Source organism: Microcystis ichthyoblabe FBCC-A1114 (assembly GCF_050500245.1).
In the GTDB taxonomy this organism is placed as follows: Bacteria; Cyanobacteriota; Cyanobacteriia; order Cyanobacteriales; family Microcystaceae; genus Microcystis; species Microcystis ichthyoblabe_A.
The window spans coordinates 2,588,725-2,613,836 of record NZ_CP191408.1 but is presented as its reverse complement, the minus strand read 5'-3'; the positions used below and the strand labels follow the sequence as shown (position 1 = coordinate 2,613,836).

Here is a 25,112-nt window from a genome sequence, read left to right as displayed (position 1 = left end):
CCACAAAAACCTTACCTTGCCTACATTTCACATTTATTCAGCCAACCCTATTTATAATCAGCTACTTAACACAAGAAAAACTAAGTTCAGTTCAAAGAGGCGCGATCGCCCCTTTGTTAGAGTCATTTAAAGTTAAGTTCTGAGCCACTTTAATATCTGAGGATTTTTGTCATAAAGGTAGGTAAAACCATCCTTGGCTGTAATCACCTTCCCTCGACTGGCTTTACTCCGAATGCTAGAGAGTGATAGGTCTGTTAATAGTTTCATTTCCTGATGGGAAAATCCTTCAAGAGAATAGACTATTTCTGGTTCTGATCCATTATCGATAGTAATATCGGGTGTTATGGAATTGTTACTCGGAGCATTAGTAAACATTTCTCGCGCTTTTTTAAGGCGATAATCTTGAACACTTAAGAGTTCCCAACTAGAGTCAGCAGAAAGTTCTAAAACCCATTGATGGTAATTAAACAAACTTTCTCGATGACCCACACTAATAAAGGTTGTCTTGCGAGTTTGTAATTGCTCGTATAAAATGCCCTCATTTGTTAAATCTAAGGCACTGGTCGCCTCATCTAAAATGGTAAAACTCGGAGAATTCACTAACAATCGAGCAAAGGCTAGGCGTTGTTGTTCACCGAGGGAGAGAATGTTTTCCCAGGGTTTTTCGGAGTCAAAGTCATCCACCCGATTTAGCACATTTTGCAAATTGACTTGTTGTAATACTGCTTGAAGTTCGGTATTGCTCATCTCACTATTGGTTAGAGGATACAGCAATTGTTCGCGTAAGGTTCCCAAAATAATGTAGGGACGTTGGGGCAAAAAGAGAATTTCTTCTAGGGGAGGACGCACTAAACGCCCAGTGCCAGCATTCCATAAACCGGCGATCGCCCTTAATAAAGAACTTTTACCTCGACCACTGGGCCCGACAATCAATAATCCTTCACCTTTTTGAACAGTAAGAGATAAATCCTCAACAATCACCTTTTCATAGTCAGGGGTTTCTAGGGTGACGTGTTCAAAGGCAAAATGATTTTCTTCTATGGTTGTAATTGTGCTGGCATTATCGGCTTGTTTAGTCACAGTTTCTAAGGCATTAGAAAATTCATTTAAACGTTCTACATAACTAGAAAAACGTCCTGAAGTACCAAATTCTGTAATTAATTCTCCCAGGGCCGATGCAAACATAAAACTAGCTAATGAAGCTTGCTCAACTTGTCCATAATCAATTTCTCCTTTAATATATAAAGGGCCAAGGACTAAAAAGGGAAAAAACTGAATGACGGAACGATAGCCCCGACTAAAAATTTCATTCCCTTTTTCCCAGTTAATTTTATTTTTCGTATCATTGATAACTTCCTGAAAACGCCGCTGAATAATATTTTGTTCCTCTTTTTCTCCCCGAAAAAAAGCAATAGATTCCGCATGAGTCCGAACATGGGTCAAGGCATAGTTATAATCTGCTTTTGATTGCAGTTGTGCCTGATTGATCTTGCTTAATTCTTGATTTAGATAGGCGGCAATAAAATTACCGATAATCGTGTAAAACAGTAGCGGAATAGCAATCTGTCGAGAAATTGACCAAACTACCGCTAAAAAAGTTAGCATTTCCAAACTTTTTTCCAAAAAAGTGGCCGAGAAACTAATGGCGTTTGTGGCGATCGGTTCAATTTCCTGGGCTAGACGTTGATCGGGGTTATCAATGTCAGATTGAAAGTTAATTTTATAATAGGCACGATTACTAAAATATTTCTCTACAATCTGGGTGTTTAACCATTGATACCAATCTAGGGCAATTTTTTTGCGAATATCTTTAGTGAACCCTGCCAGCAGCGTTACACAGATTAATCCGATCGCATAGACAGTTAATGTACTGGCAAATTGAGACGCATCTTTTTCTTGAATAATGACATCAATTAAACGACGATTAACAAAACTGTTAAAAGCCGTGACGGCGACTAATCCCACAATCAAAAAGATAAGCAGTGATAGCATTCCCCAGGAACGAATAACCTCAGAAAAGCTTCTTTTATTTGATACAGTGGGATACCAATAGGGTTGGGCGATCGCCTTTACATCCCTTAAAAATTGGTTAAAGGAAGCAAGGGCATTGGCACTAGAAGCTGTTTGGGTTGTCATACTTGTCCTCTGACCGGTGAACGATCATTCATTTTAAACAATAATCAGGTCTTTTTGAAAGTTTTAGGCTAGGTAGCTATTGAGTTTTTCAGCGAGGACTGGATTTTTAATTAAACCGTAGTGATCGCCGCTAATCCATTGAGATTGCAAGTCATTGATTACTTGATGCCAACCAGGATTTTTAATAGAACTGTCTTCCGCTCCTAAGAAAACACTTCTACCCAGATACATCTTGGGAGAATAGCTGCTCAAAGCTTGGTGATTAATCTGGAAAACTTTAAACCAGTTTTTAATCTGCTGCTTCCCAAAATCTGACGGTAAAAGATTCGTCTCTTGACTCCAAGTAATAAACTTGTCTAGTAATTCGTCTGATGTAAAATGAGCAAGTTCACTCCCAGAGAAAGAGATTTCTTGATTAAATATACTTGCTAAATCTCTGATGAAAGAATAGGCAATATTGATATCTTCATTAAATTCTTCTGTCAGGGAATTAGCAGAATGTTTCTCCCTATTAACTGAATTAAGTAAACTGGGAGAATAACTATCTATTAAAGCCAGTAAAGCAACTTCTTGACCTTGGGTCAATAATTGTTGGGCGATTTCAAAGGCAATTACTCCTCCCATTGACCAACCTCCTAAATAGTAGGGACCAGAGGCTTGAACAGTTTGTATTGCTTCAACATAAATCATTGCCATTTCTTCAATAGAGGCTACAGTTTTTTCTAATTCATTTAGCCCTAATGATTGTAATCCATAAAACGGCTGTTTCGTTCCTAAATTACGAGCTAAATCAGCATAACACAGCACATTACCACCAATGGGATGAACAGCAAAAAATGGAGTTTTATCACCTTGAGACTGGATAGCAATCAACGGTGAAGAGGCTGGCTGAGTTGTTTCTTGCGCTAGTAATTGAGCTAGACTTGCTATGGTTCCATTTTGAAAAAGACTGGTTAAAGGCAAACTTTTATTTAACTTTTGTTCGATACGGTTGATCAGACTGACTGCTAATAAAGAATGACCGCCTAATTCAAAGAAGTTGTCCTGAATACCAATATTATTAATGCCTAAAATCTCTGACCAGATTTGAGCTAATTGTAATTCCACTAAATTACGCGGGCCAATTTTAGGAATATTTTTTCTGGTCTGATCATCGGGTATAGGTAAGGAACGGCGATCGCATTTACCATTGGGAGTTAAGGGCAAATCATCTAAAATAACAAAGGTATTGGGAACGAGATAGGCGGGTAATTGATTAGCCAAGAATTGACGCAGTTCGCTAGTAGTTATCTGGGAGTTGGAAGTAAGAACCACATAGGCAACTAAGCGCTTATCGCCAGGAGTATCTTCACGGACAATCACCGCCGTATTTTGCACATCGGGACATTGACTCAGAACCGCTTCAATTTCTCCTAACTCAATGCGAAAACCGCGAATTTTTACCTGATTGTCAATGCGTCCTAAATATTCAATATTGCCATCGGGTAAATAACGAGCTAAATCTCCCGTTTTATACAACTTTGATGATATTTCTTTATCATTATCCAGGTTTTCTCCAAATTTATCTCCCCCCTTATCAAGGGGGGTTAGGGGGGGATCAAACGGATTAAAAATAAATCTTTCCGCCGTTAATTCAGGACGATTTAGATAACCCCTCGCAACTCCGACTCCACCAATGTATAATTCCCCTGGTACTCCGATGGGTACTGGTTGTAAAAAGGCATCCAAAATATAAATTTGGACATTAGCGATCGCCTTACCAATCGTGACCTTTAAATCATCTTGATAACATTGTCCAATCGTGGCACAAACACTCGTTTCTGTCGGGCCATAGGCATTGAAAAAGTTTCTACCGACTGACCATTGTTTGACTAAATCCAGAGGACAAGCCTCACCCGCCACAATTAAAGTTTGTAAGTTGGGTAACGGTTTTTTTGGTAAAACAGCTAAAGCTGAAGGGGGTAAAGTAACATGGGTAATTTTATTCTTTTCTAACCTTTCCATTAATGGCTGACCTGGCAATAAATCATTTTTTTGAGCAAGATAAAGAGTCGCTCCAGAACCAAAGGTCATCAAAATTTCTGAAATACAAGCATCAAAACTAAAGGAAGCAAATTGCAGTACACGACTGTTATTTTTGACTGCAAAAGATTGAATTTGAGAACTCGCTAAGTTAACTAAGCCCCGATGTTCAACCATCACCCCTTTAGGCTTACCCGTAGAGCCAGAGGTGTAAATAACGTTAGCCAAATTGGAAGGAGTTAACTCACTTTGAAGATTATCTTGAGAATATTGAGAAATCTGCTCTTGGATGTGATCTAAACAAATAAGAGTTGCTTGAGAAGCAGGCAATTTTTCTAATAAAGAACTGTGGGTAATCAAAAAAGAAGCTTGACTATCTTCTAACATAAATAGAAGACGTTCAGGGGGATAGTCAGGATCAAGAGGGAGATAAGCACCGCCAGCCTTGAGAATGGCTAATAAGCCGATAATCATTTCTAAAGAACGTTCTAGGCAAATACCGACTAAAACTTCTGCTCCCACGCCTAAAGTTCGTAAATAATGGGCTAACTGATTAGCTTGATGATTTAATTCACGGTAAGTTAATTGTTGGGTTTCAAAGACGATAGCGATCGCCTTGGGAGTCCGTTCAACTTGCGCTTCAAATAATTGATGAATGCACTGCTCTTGAGGATAATCAGTCTTGGTATTATTCCAAGATATTAATAATTGCTCACGTTCCTTGGGTTCTAATAAAGGAATTTCTTTAACTTTAGCTTGTGGATTGAGTATGATTGCCTGAAGTAGGTTTTGAAAATGTTCTCCCATTCTTGCAATTGTTGCAGTGTCAAATAAATCTCTGCTGTAAGTCCAATCTATTACTAAACCTTCTAAATTTTGCCAGCAGTTTACTTCTAGATCAAATCTGACGGTTTCTTCCACTGATAAAGATAAACTTTCAATACTTAAACCCGAAAGATTCCAAGTATCTTGAGAGATATTTTGTAGCGCAAACATAACTTGTACTAAAGGATTTCTGCTCAAATCACGATCAGGTTGTAGTTTTTCTACCAACATCTCGAAGGGGAGGTCTTGGTGAGCATAACCCTCTAAAGTTGTCTGTTTGACTTGTTTTAATAATTCTAAAAAACTGGGATTTTCCGATAAGTTAACTCTTAAAGCCAAAGTGTTAGCAAAAAAGCCAATTAAAGGTTCGATCGCTGCTTGATTACGGTTGGCGATCGGAGAACCTACCAGCAGATCTGATTGACCACTATAACGAGATAGCAAAACGCCGAAAGCGGCCAACAACGTCATAAAGAGGGTTGCAACCTGATCTTGACCTAACTTTTTAAGAGTTTGAGTGACATTTTGATCCAGTTGAAAACGCTCAACTCCTCCCTGAAAAGTTTGTATCGCCGGACGGGGTCTATCCGTTGGTAAAGTAAGAACAGGAGAGACTGTTGCTAACTGTTCTTGCCAATAATTGAGTTGTTTATCTAAGACCTCACCTGAGAGATATTGACGTTGCCAAACCGCAAAATCTGCATACTGAATAGACAACGCAGGGAGAGGATTGGCTAAGTTCTTTAAAAATGCTTCGTATAGAGCCGATAATTCCCGAATCAGAATCCCAAAAGACCAACCGTCATAGATAATATGGTGCATTTTCAACAGCAGCACCGACTTCTGGGGACTCAATTGCAATAGCTTAAACTGAATCAGTGGCCCCACCGTTAAATCAAAAGCTTGTCCTGCTTCCAATTCTGCTACTTGTTGAATTTTGGTTGATTGTTCATTTGGGGATAAATCTTGATAATTGTCAACTTTTAAGCGAAAAGAACTAGGCATCGCGATCGCCTGAATAGGTTCCCCTGAAACAGTAGGGAATGTTGTTCTAAAAATTTCATGGCGGTTAATTAATTCCCCCAAACTCTGCTCTAGCACAGTCAGATTGAGATTCCCCTCAATTTGCAATATTTCCAGGGTATTGTAGGAACGACTATCAGGAGAAAGATAATGTAAAAACCATAAACGCTGTTGAGCAAAAGAGAGAGGTAAATGGCCGTCTCTAGCAACAGGTTGAATGGGCAAATAATCGGTACTTTTAGACTGTTTAGCCTGTTGTAAAAATTGTAGTAATTCGGGTTTGCGATCGCCAATTTCTTGACGGAGGGTAGCAGTTAAAACACCTTCAGGAGCCTGAGCGCGGAGGCGGTTTTCATCGGCTTCTAGGGTAATGCCTAAGCTTTGTAAGTAGCAAACAAATTCAACAATTGTTTTTGTCATAACTTAGAACTCCACTACCTCAGTATTTTCATGATTTAACTTTCTCTCTGAGCTATCCTGGGCAGCCCATTCCACGGCCTGAATATAGCTTGCAATGCCCGCGATTGTGGGGGATTCAAACATAATTTGTACGGAAAGATCAAGTCCAAAGGCTGAATTAATTCTTGATAAAACCTGGGTAGCCAAGAGAGAATGTCCTCCCAATTCAAAAAAGTTGTCCTTTACACCGATGCGTTCCAGTCCCAAAACTTCACTCCAAATTTGAGTAAGTTGGGCTTCAATCGGATTGCGGGGTAAGACAAAACTGTTAGCTAAATTACGAGTCGCCGCATCAGGAGAAGGCAATGCTTTACGATCCACCTTGCCATTGGGAGTCAAAGGAAGGGAATCCAGCAACACAAACGCCTGGGGAACCATATAACTGGGTAGCTTTTCTTGCAGAAATTCTCGTACTTTAGGAATTAACTTTTGGACTAACTTACCACGCAGAGGATTATTGGTGTAATCAGTCCAGGGTTTTGTTTTAAGGGCTTTTTCATCCCAAAAAGCAAGCTTTGAAACGGCTTCTGACCCTGAATCACGCTGAAAAATGACATCAAAGGAACCCTCTTGACTACTTTCCCACCAACTAAGGTGAGCGGTGTAACCTAAAGACTCAGCTAACTGCCAAACCTGTTCAGGATTAATACCAGTATCTACTTGTTCTTTGAGCAGTTTTTTAAGTTGTTCAACCGTTTCAACATCAGGGGCATTTTCCACCCATTCCCAAATTTTGAGAGCCTGTTCAACTCGCTGATTAGGAATACCACGAATTCCCCAAAATTCAGGTTTGTCTGTCAATAATTTATCTTTAATTTGTGTTAAAGACAATTGGTCAAGTTGCCAATTTAACCAAGTAATTACCGTTGGATTGCCGCTCAATAATGGTTGATTATTGATAGGCTCTAAATGGAGAGTGACATCATAGCGAAATTGGGTTAACTCATTGTGAGCTACACCCCGTTTCGGTTGAATTTCTACCCAGCTAATTTGAGGAAAATGTTGTTTTAAAGCCAGGAAAAATGTGGGATCAATGACCAGTTCTTCTTCACCTGCTACACTTTGACGCACCTGTTGTTGCCATTGTTCAACGGTTTTGGAATCAGAAGCTTGGGCTAATTGCACAGCCCCATGATATGGCTCTAATAGCGGTAAACTCCGCACATCCCCGACAAAAATCTGACCTCGCTCGCCAATGACGTTGATCGCCCCTTCAAGCACCTGTAACAGATAATCCACACTGGGAAAATACTGAATAATCGAATTTAAGACGACGGTATCAAATTGACGCGGGGGAATGCCCTCAAAATTATCCGCCGTTTGACAGACTAACTTAACCTGTTCTAAACCTTCAACGGCATTGCAAACCTGTTCAACATAATTTATCGCCCCCTGGGAATAATCCGTTGCCCAATATTCAAGACAATGCTTTGCTACCCTGGAGAGCAACAAACCTGTACCACAACCAATTTCTAAACTGCGTTCTGGTTGCAAGGCTAGGATGCGACTGACAGTGTTTTCGACCCACTCTCGCATTTCTGAAGCAGGAAGGGGTTGGCGGGTATAACTGCTATTCCAACCCGTGATATTAAAAGTGAGATCAGCTAGGCTGTCTTGCCCTTGACTATAGGTTCTTTCATAGAGACTTTGCCAATCACTAATATATTCACTTTGCCATTGGGCTAATTGCTCTGGTAGGGCCTCATTTTGCAGGGCAGGAACCAGGTAAGCAACGAGACGTTTATTCCCAGCATTATCTTCCCTGGCAACGACGACATTTTCCGCTAAGAGGAAATATTGACTTAAAACAGCCTCTATTTCCCCCGTTTCAATGCGAAAGCCCCGAATTTTTACCTGATTGTCAATACGTCCCAAAAATTCTACATTGCCATCGGGTAAATAACGGGCTAAGTCTCCCGTTTTATAGAGTTTTGAGGGTTCTTCTCCCCCCTTATCAAGGGGGGTTAGGGGGGGATCAAAAGGATTAAAAATAAATCTTTCCGCCGTTAATTCAGGACGATTTAGATAACCCCTCGCAACTCCGACTCCACCAATGTATAATTCCCCTGGTACTCCGATGGGTACTGGTTGTAAAAAGGCATCCAAAATATAAATCTGTACATTAGCGATCGCCTTACCAATCGTGACCTTTAAATCATCTTGATAACATTGTCCAATCGTGGCACAAACACTTGCTTCCGTTGGCCCATAGGCATTAAAAAAGTTTCTACCGACTGACCATTGTTTCACCAAATCAAGAGGACAAGCTTCACCCGCCACAATTAAGGTTTGTAAGTTGGGTAATGATTCCTTGGGTAAAACCACTAAAGCTGAAGGCGGCAAAGTCACATGAGTAATTCCATTCTTTACTAACCGTTCAATTAATGGCTGACCTGGCAACAAAGCATCTTTTTGAGCAAGATAAAGCGTCGCTCCAGAACCAAAGGTCATCAAAATTTCTGAAATACAAGCATCAAAACTAAAAGAAGCAAATTGCAGCACACGACTGTTATGGTTGACTGCAAAAGATTGAATTTGAGAACTCGCTAAGTTAACTAAGCCCCGATGTTCAACCATCACCCCTTTAGGTTTACCCGTAGAGCCAGAGGTGTAAATAACGTTAGCTAAATTGGAAGGAGTTAACTCACTTTGAAGATTATCGGGAGAATATTGAGAAATCTGCTTTTGGATGTGATCTAAACAAATAAGAGTCGCTTGAGAGGGAGGCAATTTTGCTAATAAAGAACTGTGGGTAATCAAAAAAAGAACTTGACTGTCTTCTAACATGAACTGAAGACGCTCGGTAGGATAGTCAGGATCAAGAGGGAGATAAGCACCACCGGCCTTGAGAATGGCTAATAAGCCAATAATCATTTCCAAAGAACGTTCTAGGGAAATACCGACTAAGACCTCTGGCCGGACTCCTAAAGTTTGTAAATAATGGGCTAACTGATTAGCGCGACAATTTAATTCACTGTAGGTTAATGATTGCTCCTCAAAGACTACGGCGATCGCATCGGGAGTTCGTTCAACTTGCGCTTCAAATAACTGATGAATGCACTGATCTTGGGGATAATCGGCTTGGGTTTGATTCCAATCAACTAAAAGTTGCTTTTGTTCCTGTTCTGACAATAAAGGTAACGAGCTTACCGATTCTTGAGGGTTGGCAATAATCGCCCAGAGAATATTCTGAAAATGTTCCAATAGACGGGCGATCGTTGAGCCATCAAATAAATCCCTGTTATAAGAGCAAAAACCCCCCAGTCCTTCGGGTGTATCCCACAGGTGAATTTCTAGATCAAGCCGTACCGAATCCCGTCCCGCTGGTATATCCTCAATTTTTATCCCAGGCAAGTCCCAGGGAGAACTAGGAGCATTCTGAAGGGCAAAAACTATCTGTATTAAAGGATTACGATCTAAATGCCGCTCAATTTGTAATTTTTCGACTAACATCTCGAAGGGTAAATCTTGATGGTCGTAGGCGTTTTGGGTAACTTCTCGTACCTGGAACAGAAAATCCTCAAAAGAGGGTTCCTGGGACAGATCGAGCCTCAATACCAAATTATTCACAAAAAAGCCGATTAAACCCTCAATTTCCGTGCGGTTACGATTGGCAATGGGTGAACCAATTACCACATCTGTTTGTTGACTATAACGAGATAGTAACACAGTAAAACCCGCTAGTAATGTCATAAAAAGAGTGCTACCAGACTCTTGACTGAGTTTTTTCAATTGTTGTGTTAGTTGATTATCTAGTCGCAGTAGCTCCGTCCCACCCCGAAAACTCTGTACGGCTGGGCGGGGGCGGTCTGTGGGAAGTTGGTGCAGTAGAGGTGCGTCCGTTAACTGTTGTGTCCAGTAGCTTAATTGATGTTCTAAAACCTCATTTGTTAACCATTGACGCTGCCACATCGCAAAGTCAGCATACTGTATCGGTAGAGCGAGTAAATCTGCTTTTGTTCCTGTGGAGAAACTTCGATAATAGACCGATAATTCGTCAATTAAAACACCTATTGACCAACCATCCGCCGCAATATGGTGAATAGCCAATAATAGTACATATTCGTCTGTCTTCAATTGCCATAATTTGACTCGTAATACCGAACCTGATTCGAGATCAAAGGGTTCGGATGCTGATTCTACTAACAGGTGTTTTACCTGTGACTCAGGATGACTCAGGTTTTGCAAATTGACAACTGGTAAGGTGAAAGTTACATTAGGCGCGATTACCTGGATCGGCTTATTATCCTTGAGCTTAAACTGAGTTCGTAAAGGTTCATGGCGTTGCACAATTGCCTGAAAAGCTTGCTCTAGGGCTTTAACGTTGAGATTGCCTAGTAAACGCATAGTAAAATCAATGGTATATGCCCCACTTTCTCCTTCCAATTGATTGACAAACCACAGACGTTCCTGCGCCCAGGATAGGGGGATGTCCCCATCACGGTTAACTGGTACAATCCCTGGCAGCTTTAGCCCTGAGCCAGTTTGTAGTTCCCTTAAAATCACTGCACTTAACTGAGCAATAGTTGGTGATTCAAACAGATAACGTAGGAGTAAAGAAATTTCAAAGGCTTGTTGGCAGCGAGAGATAACTTGAGTGGCTAACAGGGAATGCCCCCCCAATTCAAAAAAGTTATCCTTAACACCAATACGTTCCAGTCCCAAAACTTCACTCCAAATTTGAGTAAGTTGAGCTTCAATCGGATTGCGGGGTAAGACAAAACTGTTAGCCAAATTACGAGTCGTCGCATCAGGAGAAGGCAATGCTTTACGATCCACCTTGCCATTGGGAGTCAAAGGAAGGGAATCCAGCAACACAAAGGCCTGGGGAACCATATAACTGGGTAGCTTTTCTTGCAGAAATTCTCGTACTTTAGGAATTAACTTTTGGACTAACTTACCACGCAGAGGATTATTGGTGTAATCAGTCCAGGGTTTTGTTTTAAGGGCTTTTTCATCCCAAAAAGCAAGCTTTGAAACGGCTTCTGACCCTGAATCACGCTGAAAAATGACATCAAAGGAACCCTCTTGACTACTTTCCCACCAACTAAGGTGAGCGGTGTAACCTAAAGACTCAGCTAACTGCCAAACCTGTTCAGGATTAATACCAGTATCTACTTGTTCTTTGAGCAGTTTTTTAAGTTGTTCAACCGTTTCAACATCAGGGGCATTTTCCACCCATTCCCAAATTTTGAGAGCCTGTTCAACTCGCTGATTCGGAATACCACGAATTCCCAATAATTCAGGTTTTTCTGTCAACAATTGCTCTTGAATTTGAGCTAAAGAAAGTTGATCAAGTTGCCAATTTAACCAGGTAATTACCGTTGGATTACTGCTCAATAATGATTGATTATTGATAGGCTCTAAATGGAGAGTGACATCATAGCGAAATTGAGTTAACTCATTGTGAGCTACACCCCGTTTCGGTTGAATTTCTACCCAGCTAATTTGAGGAAAATGTTGTTTTAAAGCCAGGAAAAATGTGGGATCAATGACCAGTTCTTCTTCACCTGCTACACTTTGACGCACCTGTTGTTGCCATTGTTCAACGGTTTTGGAATCAGAAGCTTGGGCTAATTGCACAGCCGCATGATATGGCTCTAATAGCGGTAAACTCCGCACATCCCCGACAAAAATCTGACCTCGCTCGCCAATGACGTTGATCGCCCCTTCAAGCACCTGTAACAGATAATCCACACTGGGAAAATACTGAATAATCGAATTTAAGACGACGGTATCAAATTGACGCGGGGGAATGCCCTCAAAATTATCCGCCGTTTGACAGACTAACTTAACCTGTTCTAAACCTTCAACGGCATTGCAAACCTGTTCAACATAATTTATCGCCCCCTGGGAATAATCCGTTGCCCAATATTCAAGACAATGCTTTGCTACCCTGGAGAGCAACAAACCTGTACCACAACCAATTTCTAAACTGCGTTCTGGTTGCAAGGCTAGGATGCGACTGACAGTGTTTTCGACCCACTCTCGCATTTCTGAAGCAGGAAGGGGTTGACGAGTATAACTGCTATTCCAACCCGTGATATTAAAAGTGAGATCAGCTAGGCTGTCTTGCCCTTGACTATAGGTTCTTTCGTGAAGACTCTGCCAATCACTAATGTATTCACTTTGCCATTGGGCTAATTGCTCTGGTAGGGCGACCTTTTGCAAGGCAGGAACCAGGTAAGCAACGAGACGTTTATCCCCAGTATTATCTTCCCTGGCAACGACGACATTTCCCGCTAATAGGAAATATTGACTTAAAACGGCTTCGATTTCCCCAGTTTCGATGCGAAAACCCCGAATTTTTACCTGATTGTCAATACGTCCCAAAAATTCTACATTGCCATCGGGTAAATAACGGGCTAAGTCTCCCGTTTTATAGAGTTTTGAGGGTTCTTCTCCCCCCTTATCAAGGGGGGTTAGGGGGGGATCAAAGGGATTGGCAATAAATTTTTCAGCCGTTAACTCAGGGCGATTGAGATAACCTCGTGCTAACCCTGCTCCACCAATATGTAATTCTCCGACTACACCAATCGGTACAGGTTGGAGATAGCTATCTAGAATGTAAACCTGTGTGTTGGAGATTGGACGACCAATGGGGATTGACTTTATTGTTGCCTCTAGTTGTTTAGGAATAGGATAGCAACAGGTAAAAGTTGTACTTTCTGTTGGCCCATATCCATTAGTAATTTGTGTCAATGGCAAAGCAGCCAGTGCTTTATGAACATGAGCAACTGAAAGTGCTTCTCCACCAATTAGTAGCTGTTTAATTCCTGATAAAGCTTGGGAATTATCGTCAATAATCTTATTGAACAAAGCAGCCGTTAGCCATAAAACAGTAATGCCATTTTTGTCTATTGCATTTTGTAAACTTGTAGAGGTAGGAATATTTTCCGTAAAAATCACACATCTCCCACCATGCAATAACGCCCCCCAAATCTCAAAGGTAGAAGCGTCAAAAGCAATGGGAGCCATTTGTAAAAATCTTTGCGTTGCATCTAGATGTACATAATTTACACCAAACAAAAGACGATTAACGCTACGATGAGTAACGGCAACACCCTTGGGAGTGCCTGTAGAACCAGAAGTATAAATAATGTAGGCTAAATTATCCGCAGAAACTGTGCTGTTAAGATTTTCCTGACTTGCTTGATTAATTTGTTGCCAATCTTTATCTAAGCAGACAACAATGGACTGATGATTTGGCAGAGAAGTCTGTAAAGATTCACAGGTTAATATTACTTTAACCTGTGAATCTTGGAGCATAAAGCTAATGCGTTCTTGGGGATAATCTGGGTCAATAGGAACATAAGCTCCGCCGACTTTAAGAATAGCCAATAATCCTACAATCATGTCTAAAGAACGTTCTAGACAAATCCCTACTAATTCATCTGGTTTTACTCCTGATTTTTGTAAATAATGGGCTAACTGATTGGCTCGACCATTTAATTCACCGTAAGTTAATGATTGCTCTTCAAAGACTACGGCGATCGCATCAGGAGTCCGTTCAACTTGTGATTCAAATAATTGATGAATGCACTGCTCTTGGGGATAATCAGTTTTGGTTTGATTCCAATCAACTAAAAGTTGCTTTTGTTCCTGTTCTGACAATAAAGGTAATAGGCTTACCGACTCTTGAGGATTAACAATAATCGCCCTGAGAAGATTCTGAAAATGTTCCAATAGACGGGCGATCGTTGAGCCATCAAATAAGTCAATGTTGTAGCAACAGAATCCAGCTATGCCGTCGTTAACTTCTGATACATGAATCTCTAAGTCAAAACGGGCAGAATCAAGCTCCCAAGACACTTCTTCAATAGCCAACCCAGGTAAATTCCAGGTTTCATTAGCAGCATTTTGAAGGGCAAACATCACCTGTACCAAAGGATTACGGTCTAATTTGCGCTCTAGCTGTAATTCTTCTACTAACATCTCAAAGGGCAAATCTTGATGCTCATAGGCATCCTGAGTGACCGCCTGTACTTGTTTTAAGAAAGCGGCAAAGCTAGGTTTTTCTGATAAATCTAACCTCAACGCCAAAGTGTTAACAAAAAAGCCAATTAACCCCTCAATTTCTCGACGATTACGGTTGGCGATCGCTGAACCAATGACTATATCAGTCTGGTTACTATAACGGGATAGAACTACCCCAAAAGCGGCCAACAAAGTCATAAATAAGGTGCAACCCGACTGTTGACTTAATGCCTTTAATTCTTGGGTCAGTTTCCTATCTAGCTCAAATCTTTCTGTCTTGCCTTGAAAGGTTTGGATTGCGGGACGAGGGCGATCAGTCGGCAGTTCCAGCAGAGGAGGAGCATCTGCCAATTGTCGCTTCCAATATTCCAATTGAGCCGCTAAAACCTTACCCTGTAACCACTCTCGCTGCCAAACGGCAAAATCCGCATACTGAATTGGTAAAATCGGTAAAGTTGGTTCTTTACCCGCAACAAAAGCCCCATAGAGATGGGACAATTCACGAACAAAAACACCGATTGACCAGCCATCAGAAATAGTATGGTGCATATTAATTAATAAAATATGCTTTTCTGGCTGCAATTTGAGGAGCGTTACCCTCAGTAAAGGACTCTTGGTTAAATCAAAGGGCGTTTGGGCTTCCGCATAAGCTAATTTTTCTGCTGCTGCTTCCTTTCCTTCCAAATTAACCATAGTCAATTCCCAAATAGGCTTGGGATCAATCACCTGCACTGGAACACCGTCAACCGTCTGGAAACTGGTACGCAATGACTCGTGACGTTGGATTATTGCTCCTAGAGCTTGTTTGAGGGCTTCTACTTGCAGAGACCCGCTTAAACTTAAGGCCCCTGTCATGTTATAGGTTCCCGTGGCTCCTTCTAATTGATACAGAAACCAAAGTCGCGCCTGGGCAAAGGAGAGGGGTAATTGGGTATCACGGGCAGTCGGAAGAATGGTTCTAGAGCTAACCTGCTCCTCTGAACCCAGTTGCTCAAGAAATTGAATGATTTCTGCTTTACGGTTTTTCAGTTCTGTTTGAATCTCTGGGGTCAATAGGCCCTGGGGAGCATTACAACGCAGGCGATCGCCGTCCATCCAGAGTTTAATATCTTGATTGGCTAAATCTGACAAAAAGGTTTCAATGGATTTCATATTTCGATCTCCTGGCGATCGCCTGATAAATCATCAATAGGGGTTTGTAATTTTTGTAAAGTGGCATGAATGTCCGTTACGGCTAAAGCCAAATCCGCCACAGTCGGTTGTTCAAATAGGCGACGCAGGGGCAACTCTAGGGCAAAACTTTCTCGTAACCTTGAAATAACTTGAGTGGCTTGCAAAGAATTACCGCCGATCTCAAAAAAGTTATCATAAATTCCCACTTTTTCCAGTTTTAAAACTTGACCAAAAATAGCGGCGATCGCCTCCTGGGTAGGATTTTTGGGAGCCACATAGTCTATCGAACGATTTAACTCTGGATTAGGTAACGGTAAAGCCCGACGATCAATTTTGCCATTGCTGGTTAACGGTAATTTTTCTAGCACAAGCCAATAAGCTGGAATCATATAGTCGGGAAGCTGCCGTTTAACAAACTCTCGTAATGATTGAGTCGTACAAGCAGGATCATTAGGGACAATATAAGCGACCAAAGCCCGATTTTCAGAGCGATCGCTTTCATTCACCAAAACCACCGCTTCTCGTACCTGGGGATGGGAAAGCAAAACAGCCTCAATTTCTCCCAACTCAATCCGAAAACCGCGAATTTTGACTTGATTATCAATGCGTCCCAGATATTCAATATCACCATCGGGTAAATAACGAGCTAAATCTCCGGTTTTATAGAGCCGAGCATCTGGGTCATTACTAAAAGGATTAGCAATAAATTTTTCTTGGGTTAATTCAGGACGATTTAAATAGCCCCTTGCCACCCCAAATCCACCAATATGTAATTCTCCGACTACACCAATCGGTACAGGTTGGAGATAGCTATCTAGAATGTAAACCTGTGTGTTGGAGATTGGACGACCAATGGGGATTGACTTTATTGCTGCCTCTAGTTGTTTAGGAATAGGATAGCAACAGGTAAAAGTTGTACTTTCCGTTGGTCCATATCCATTAGTAATTTGTGTCAATGGCAAAGCAGCCAGTGCTTTATGAACATGAGCAACTGAAAGTGCTTCTCCACCAATTAGTAGCTGTTTAATTCCTGATAAAGCTTGGGAATTATCGTCAATAATCTTATTGAACAAAGCAGCCGTTAGCCATAAAACAGTAATGCCATTTTTGTCTATTGCATTTTGTAAACTTGTAGAGGTAGGAATATTTTCCGTAAAAATCACACATCTCGCACCATGTAATAAAGCACCCCAAATCTCAAAGGTAGAAGCGTCAAAAGCAATGGGAGCCATTTGTAAAAATCTTTGCGTTGCATCTAGATGTACATAGTTTACACCAAACAAAAGACGATTAACGCTACGATGAGTAATCTCAACGCCTTTAGGTTTACCTGTAGAACCAGAAGTATAAATAATGTAGGCTAAATTATCCGCAGAAACTGTGCTGTTCAGATTCTCCTGACTTGCTTGATTAATTGGTTGCCAATCTTTATCTAAACAGACAACAATGGACTGATGATTTGGCAGAGAAGTCTGTAAAGATTCGCAGGTTAACAGTATTTTAACCTGGGTATCTTGGAGCATAAAGCTAATGCGTTCTTGAGGATAATCTGGGTCAATAGGAACATAAGCTCCGCCGACTTTAAGAATAGCCAATAATCCTACAATCATGTCTAAAGAACGTTCTAGACAAATCCCTACTAATTCATCTGGTTTTACTCCTAATTTTTGTAAATAATGTGCTAACTGATTGGCTCGACAATTTAATTCACCGTAGGTTAATGATTGCCCCTCAAATACCACCGCAATCGCATCGGGAGTCCGTTCAACTTGCGCTTCAAATAATTGATGAATACACTGATCTTGGGGATAGTCGGTCTTGGTTTGATTCCAATCTACTAATAACTGTTTTTGTTCAGCAGAATTTAATAAAGGTAATTCCCGTAGATTTTGTTGCGGATCATTAATAACTGCCTCAAGTAAGGTTTGGAAATAACCCAACCAACGCTGAATCGTTTCATCCTCAAATAAATCCGTATTGTAGTCACAGTCAACCAGAGCTTCTCCGCCTATTTCTGTCACATTCAAATGCAAATCTCGATCCCTAAAACTAACCTTTTGAGGCAGTAAACTAATCTCTAATCCTTTCATTTTGGGTAAATTAATGGCTGGTTCTAAATTGAAACTGACATCAATTAAAGGAGAGCGACTGGTATTACGCGGTAAATCTAACTGATTGAGCAAAAGAGCAAAGGGATAGTCCTGATGTTCATAGGCCGACAACAGAACCCCCCGCATTTGTTTGAGATAATCAGCAAAAGTGGGATTACCCGCTAACTGACTGCAAATTGGTAAAAAATGAGTGCAATAACCCACCATTCCTTCACTATCTAAAAGGCCACGTCCAGACGCTGGCAGACCCACCAGAATATCATCCTGTCCCGTCAAACGATGAATGAGAATGTTATAAACTGATAACAGTGTCATTAGAAAAGTACAGCCCTGTTTACGACTAAATTGCTTTAGTTTTTCTGTAAATTGGCTATCTAAAGTTAGACTTTGACGATTGGCTTGGTAACTGGGTAAAGCTGGACGAGGTTTGTCAGTGGGTAAATTCAAAACGGTCGGATTGACAAGCGTTGTTAACCAATAGGCCTGCTGTTTTTTCAGTTCTTCCCCTTGGCTTGGCTGGCTTTGCCATTCAATCAATTCTCGAAACTGTTTTGGGGTTTTAAGATTAGCTGTAACCCCCTGACATTTGGCTGAATATAACTCTCCTAATTCCCGAAGGATTACTCCCATTGACCAACCGTCACTGATAATGTGATGGGCCGTTAATACTAACAAATGTAATTCTGGTTCTAATTTGAGTATATACCAACGCACGAGAGAACCCTGGCTCAAATCAAAGGGTTTTTCACTTTCTTCCTTTAACCATTGTTCTGCTTGCTGTTGGGCCGAAGCTTGGTCAAGACTGAAGTCTAAGATAGGGCAGTTAATTTCGACCTGGGGCAGGATTTCTTGACTATCTCCCTGGGCATTAATTTTGGTTCGTAACGCTTCATGGCGATCGCTGATTCGTTGAATAGCTTGGGTCATCGCAACGAGATTTAAGGGGCCACTTAATTGCAATGTCACTGATTGGTTATAGGCAGTCGAGCCGTTGTCTCCTAATTGAGCCAAAATCCACAGTTGTCGTTGGGCTTCGGTGAGAGGGACTTGATCACCCCCTAACCCCCCTTGATAAGGGGATTGATCCCCCCCTAACCCCCCTTGATAAGGGGATTGATCCCCCCCTAACCCCCCTTGATAAGGGGATTGATCCCCCCCTAACTCCCCTTGATAAGGGGATTGATCCCCCCCTAACCCCCCTTGATAAGGGGGGAGATGAGGTTGATATAAGTCTTTTAGGGACTGGAGATAGGGTAAATTGGCCAAAACTGTTTGTTCATCTACCCCAAAATCAATAAAACAAGCCACTTCATCCACACCGATGGACTGCAAATGATCAATAATTTGACGGCAGGTTTCGGGTGTGCCAATTAAGGCACTGGTTTCTGTATAGCGTTTATAGGCAGAAGCGAGGAGAAAGTCCCGATCTTCGTCTCTTAATTGTTCAAAATCCACTTTCATGCCCTGGCTCTTGACCATGTTCTGCAAGAGTCCGACAGAGGAGGTGAGGTATTGCCCAAAGGGTTGGCGAGCCTGTTCTCGAACTTGCTCTAAATCATTGCCAACAAAAGTATGCAGGAGAACTGTCACCGTTCCCGACGCGGGATCATAACCATGCTCTGCCAAAGATTGACGATATAGCGCAATATTACGGGCTAAATCTTCCACGCTTTGCCCCATCAGATTGGTAAGGATATTAGCACCGATCGCCCCTGCTCTGATATAGGTATCGGGATTATTGACAATAGTAATCCAGCTGGGTAACTGGGACTGCATTGGTTGGGGATAGGTTTTTACCTCTACCCTTTGACCCTTTCCGTCTGGCACGGTGATCGCTTCCCCTCGCCAAAGTTTCTGGACGGTTTCAATTTCTTGGAACATCAATTCCCGATGTTGGCCAAAGGACTGGGGAGCCAAGACAAAATCCTGGGGATGCCAACCCGATGCAAAAGCAATACCGACACGGCCCTGGGAAAGATTGTCCACCACTGCCCATTCTTCGGCGACTCGGATGGAATTATGTAGCGGTAAAACCACACTGCCTGATCGCAGTTGAATCTGTTTGGTTTCCCGTGCTAAAGCCGCCGCCAAAACCGAAGGATTGGGAGAAAAACCACCAAAAGCGTGGAAATGACGTTCAGGAATCCAAAGGGCCGTAAAACCAGCGCGATCGCCAAATTTAGCCCCTTCAAACAGCAAGTTATATTTATTCGGGTTAAATTCCGCTTCATAGCTACCAAAGTAGTAGAGGCTAAACTGTATCGTTTTTTGGTCTTGAGACCCGCTCCCTTTCCCTAACTTACTGTCCCTAACAGAACGAGAATTTCCTCCCTTATCAAGGGTGACATCAACATCTCCCCCCTTATCAAGGGGGGTTAGGGGGGGATCAATCCCCTTATCAAGGGGGGTTAGGGGGGGATCAATCCCCTTATCAAGGGAGGTTAGGGGGGGATCAGTTTGAGGCCTTTGCATTGACCAGGAAGGCTTTTTTGCGGGGATAAAACCTCCCTGACGCAATTCTGTGACGCTATCTTTAACCGCTTGGACAAATTGGGCAAGATCGGCTTCCGTATGGGCGGTTGAAAGAAAATGTTTACGCCATTCCCAGACATAAATACCTTTTTCTACCATGTGATAGAAAAGTAAATCCAAATTGCCAGAGAGGGCAAACCGGAAGAAAGAACTAAACTGTTCGATTTTAATGGGAACTTCTTCGGCTTGAAAATAATGATTCAGTGTATCGGCTAAGGCCGCAGTGCGTTCAGTTAATTGTTGTTGCAGACCTGGCCCCTGCTCCTTTAAATGGGTCAGGACAGCCCTAGCCGCTACCATTGCTAACGGATGCTGATTAAAGGTTCCCCCAAAAAAGGTTCTGTCCACCCCAGGATAGGATTTATCGCCATAACGCCACATTCCCCCGTCAATGCTGTCCAGATAATGGGCCTTACCTGCAATAACTCCAATGGGCATTCCTCCCGCAACTACTTTGCCATAGGTGGCAATATCCGCCCGTACTCCAAATAAAGCTTGCGCTCCCCCTGGGTGCGATCGAAAACCCGTAATCATTTCATCAAAAATCAGGGCAATGCCCATTTGACTGGTAATTTGCCGCAGACTTTGGAGAAATTGCTTGGGTTGTAGTAAAGGATTACCACTTTGAATCGGTTCTACTAAGACCGCCGCTAAATCCTGTCCCTGGGTTTGTAAATAGTTCAGAGCTTCCGCACTGCCATAGTCCAATACCACCACATCGGAACTAAGGCTGGGGGGAACGCCTAGAGCTAGGGGAAAAGAGTGGAGTTGGTTATCAATAATTTGGTTCCTAAAAAGGGTTCCGTCCGCATGGCCATGATAGGAGCCTTCAAAGATGGCAATTTTACTCCGACCTGTTGTTGCCCTGGCGATACGAATAGCGGCCATTACGGCTTCGGTTCCAGAGTTGCAAAAACAAGCTCGTTCGGCTCCTGTTAGTTCACAAATTAAGGCGGCCACTTCTCCCACAATTGGCGATCGCGGATTGAGATGAATGCCTTCAGTGAGTTGGCTTTGTAGGGCCGACATAATGAAGTCTGGTTGATGCCCAAACAGCGTTACCCCTTGCCCCATCGTCATATCAATATATTCATTACCGTCCACATCCCAAATTCTTGATCCTTGAGAACGTTGGGCCACAATGGGATAGAGCATCTCTTTAATGGACATACGGAATCCGACCGAGGCTCGACTATCTGCTAAACGCGGGCGATCACGTTGCACAATTTGCTTAGAGGTTTTGGTACGTTCCGTAAAGCGAGCAATTAATGCCTCTAGATGTTGCTGTTGTTGGGGAGTTAATCCACCTGTGGGTGGTTTTTTCGGCCCCCAGGGAGTGGCTGTTACTGTCGGTTTAGGAGCAGAAGCTTGATTGCTGGTTTGACGGGTGCGACTGGCTATTGGCCCTAGGTTCGCCGCTAATTGCTGGGGGGGAATTAACTGTTGTGTAAGTCCGTTTGACCTATTTTGACTGACGGAAGATGGGGAATTTTCTGTGGTTCGGGGAGTCGTCGGGGCAAAATTGGCCGTTTGCAAGACTTCTAACTGTTTGGCCATCAGTTGTAACTGTTGACCCATAATGTTTTCCAGGGCAGAACTAGAAACGGTTGAACCTGAGGCTGTTACCGCACTGGTTTGTGGCACAGAAACTTGAGGCACTTCAACTCCTCCCATTCCCCCTGCTCCTCCCATTCCTGCAAGGGCGGCGATCGCCGAAACCTTTGGAGAAGCTGTTTGACGTTGAAAGCCGTTGCTATTAGAACTCAGCACGACATTGGGCGATCGGTTATTTGAGCAGGCAATGGGCGCAGAAAACACCTCGGTATTAACTTGAGTATTCTGGAAATCATTAGCCAGATTTTGAGCCAAATAAATAGCTAAAGCATCTAAATTTGATAACTCCTCAAATAACTGACGCATAGCAATTTTAACGTTATAGGTATTCTCAATCCGTCTGACCGCCTCAACCATGACAATGGAATCTGCCCCCATCTCCAGGAAAGGTGTATGAACATTGACATCAGCAGGGGACAATTGCAGTAAATTTCCCACTAGGGTTTGCAATGTGATTAGAATCTCCTGTTGTTTTTGATTGCTGGAGATAGCTTGGACATTAGTGGCATTGGTCGTCATGGTTGTTTCTTCAGAAGTCGGTTTAATGGTTTCAAGCCAATAGCGTTGACGTTGAAAAGGATAGGTCGGTAAGGCCAGTAAATTTTGTGAATAGTTTACATGAAAACCTTCCCAGTTTATTTTTGCCCCTTGGCAATCATAGAGAATCGCCAAACTATTTAGCAGGCTTTGTTCTTCTTCTTGAGGAGGGGCGAGGGAAAATAGCCAGGTAGCTGATCTTTCTGGACAACATTGTTGACCCAATCGAGATAAAGTCGGTTTCGGACTGACTTCCAAAAAAAGACTGAATTTCTGCTCGATCAGCGTTTGGATACTGGCATAAAATTGTACAGGGTTGCGTGCATGATTTCGCCAGTAACGAGCGTCAATTGTTGCTCCTTCTGGTAGAACTTCCCCCGTTAAATTAGCAACTAAGGGAATTTGCAGAGGTCGGAAGGATATTGCAACAGCTTCCTGTTCTAAAGAATCCAAAATCGGTTCCATCAAAGGCGAGTGAAAAGCATGGGAAACTTTCAAAGGACGGACTTCTATTGCTTCTGCGGTTAAATGAACGATAATTTCTTCAATAGCCGTCGCTTTTCCTGAAATAACAAAATTTTCTGGTCCATTAACAGCAGCGATCGCTACATCAGTCCTATAAGGCTCAATAACAGCTTTAACCCGCTCTTCTGAGGCAAAGACAGCAACCATTGCCCCATCCTTGGCAAGAGATTGCATCAGTTTTGCCCGTTTGGCAATTAGCGTTAATCCGTCTTCTAAGCTTAAGGCTCCGGCAACGGTGGCCGCCACATATTCACCGACACTGTGACCAATTACTGCCGCCGGTTCTATTCCCCAGGAACGCCATAACTGTGCTAGGGCATACTCGAATGCGAATAAAGTGGGTTGGGTATAGGCAGTCTGCTCTAGGTAAAAACTCGCTGTTTCGGCTTCTGGGTCAGCAGGATAAAGAATTTCTAAGAGGGGTTGATCTAAATGGGGTCGCAGGATTTCAGCACAGCGATCCAAGGTTTGGCGAAAGATGGGTTGGGTTTCGTACAGTTGACGACCCATACCTACATATTGAGAACCTTGACCGGCAAATAGAAAAACAATTTTAGGTTTTTTCTTTTTGTTAATACTCTTCGGTTCTCTCATCCTTTCTTGGTTACTAAAGTTCTCTAACTTCTGCAACATTTCTAAGCGATCTCTAGCCACTACTCCTAAACGATGATTAAAGTGCGATCGCCGACTATTGGCCGTAAAACAAACATCAGCGAGAGGAATTTCATGATGATCAGCTAAATACTTTTGATAACAATGGACTAAGGCTTTTAAGGCTTCTTCATTCTTGGCAGATAAAGTCAGCAAATGCCAGGGACGTTCCATCAACTTCTGCCCATTTTGTTGATTGTTTTTAACGGTGACAGGGGCTTCGCTGAGAATCACATGGGAATTTGTCCCCCCAAACCCAAAGGAACTGAGTCCTGCTAAACGTCGTTCGACACCGTTTTCACCAGACTTAGGGGGTTTGGTCCGCCAGGGTTGAGCCTGAGTGGGAATCGCAAAAGCTGTGTCAGCTAGGGAAATATAGGGATTAAGGGTTTGAAAGTGGAGATTAGGGGGAATTTCTTGGTGTTGTAGGCAGAGAACGACTTTAATCAGACCCGCCATTCCCGCCGCCGCTTCTAAATGACCAATGTTGGTTTTCACAGAACCGAGCCAACAGGTTTGATCGAGCGATCGCTTTTCACCCAAAACCGCTTTCAGAGATTTAACTTCGATCGGATCCCCCAATTCTGTCCCCGTGCCATGGGCTTCGACATAGCTAATCTGGGCCGGTTTTACCTGGGCATTTGCCAGGGCCTGACGAATCACCGCCTGTTGAGCAGGGCCATTAGGGGCCGTGAGTCCATTACTTAAACCATCCTGATTCACCGCGGAACCTTCAATCACTGCTAAAACGCGATCGCCGTCCTGAATGGCATCCCTAAGACGTTTAAGTACGACTACTCCACAGCCTTCCGAGCGCACATAACCATCGGCCCTCGCGTCAAAGGTTTTACAACGACTGTCGGGGGCGATCATTCTCGCTTGGGAAAAAACAACGGTTGTCTCTGGCGACAAAATGAGATTAACTCCCCCCACTAAGCAGAGGTTCGATTCTTGATTTTGCAAACTCTGACAGGCCAAGTGAACGGCGACGAGGGAAGAAGAGCAAGCGGTATCTACGGCCAAACTGGGGCCACGCAAATCAAACAGATATGATAAACGGTTAGCCGCAATACTGGTGCTGTTTCCTGTACCCACATAGGCCGTCAAGTTAGTAGGACTTTGATAAGCCAAACGATGATAATCCACATCACTGATGCCAATAAAAACCCCTGATTGGCTACCAGCTAAGGTTTCAGGCACAATGGCAGCATTTTCTAAGGCTTCCCAGGTGACTTCCAGTAGCAGTCTTTGTTGAGGGTCTAGATAGGTGGCTTCTAGGGGAGAAATTCGGAAAAATTGAGGGTCAAATTGATCGACATTTTTTAGAAAACCGCCCTGGCGACTATACATCTTCTTGGCAGTGGCAGGTGTGGGATCGTAGAAACGCTCAATATCCCAACGTTCAGGAGGAATATCGGCGATCGCATCCACCCCATTTCGCATGAGTTGCCAGAAAGCTTCTGGATTGTCAGCCCCTGGAAAGCGGCAAGCAAGACCAATAATTGCGATGGGTTCCATTCAAATTCC

At 42.7% G+C, this 25,112-nt stretch carries 4 protein-coding genes; all 4 read right to left on the bottom strand.

What is annotated here, in order from left to right:
• Window positions 1–132: 132 nt before the first annotated feature.
• The 4 genes from ACQY1Y_RS12490 to ACQY1Y_RS12475 all read right to left on the bottom strand — a co-directional run bounded on the left by ACQY1Y_RS12490 (window position 133) and on the right by ACQY1Y_RS12475 (window position 25,103).
• On the bottom strand, window positions 133–2,136 hold the full coding sequence (locus ACQY1Y_RS12490; protein ID WP_430012850.1) for an ABC transporter ATP-binding protein/permease: 2,004 nt from the start codon (window positions 2,134–2,136) through the stop codon (window positions 133–135).
• Window positions 2,137–2,199: 63 nt separating this feature from the next.
• Window positions 2,200–6,426 carry an amino acid adenylation domain-containing protein gene (locus tag ACQY1Y_RS12485; protein ID WP_430012849.1) on the bottom strand — a complete coding sequence of 1,409 codons (4,227 nt, stop codon included), beginning with the start codon at window positions 6,424–6,426 and terminating at the stop codon, window positions 2,200–2,202.
• A 3-nt stretch (window positions 6,427–6,429) separates the two neighbouring features.
• Complete coding sequence (locus tag ACQY1Y_RS12480; protein WP_430012848.1) at window positions 6,430–15,594, bottom strand: amino acid adenylation domain-containing protein; 9,165 nt, start codon at window positions 15,592–15,594, stop codon at window positions 6,430–6,432.
• Window positions 15,591–25,103 (bottom strand): MupA/Atu3671 family FMN-dependent luciferase-like monooxygenase, encoded by a 9,513-nt coding sequence (locus tag ACQY1Y_RS12475; RefSeq protein ID WP_430012847.1) that lies wholly within the window; start codon window positions 25,101–25,103, stop codon window positions 15,591–15,593. Before ACQY1Y_RS12475 ends, ACQY1Y_RS12480 begins: the two co-directional genes overlap by 4 nt.
• Between the last annotated feature and the right edge of the window lie 9 nt (window positions 25,104–25,112).

Bases quoted from the DNA above. Each gene is read 5' to 3' on its own strand.
- ACQY1Y_RS12475 (WP_430012847.1), bottom strand. From the start codon at position 25,103: ATGGAACCCATCGCAATTATTGGTCTTGCTTGCCGCTTTCCAGGGGCT.
- ACQY1Y_RS12485 (WP_430012849.1), bottom strand. From the start codon at position 6,426: ATGACAAAAACAATTGTTGAATTTGTTTGCTACTTACAAAGCTTAGGC.
- ACQY1Y_RS12490 (WP_430012850.1), bottom strand. From the start codon at position 2,136: ATGACAACCCAAACAGCTTCTAGTGCCAATGCCCTTGCTTCCTTTAAC.
- ACQY1Y_RS12480 (WP_430012848.1), bottom strand. From the start codon at position 15,594: ATGAAATCCATTGAAACCTTTTTGTCAGATTTAGCCAATCAAGATATT.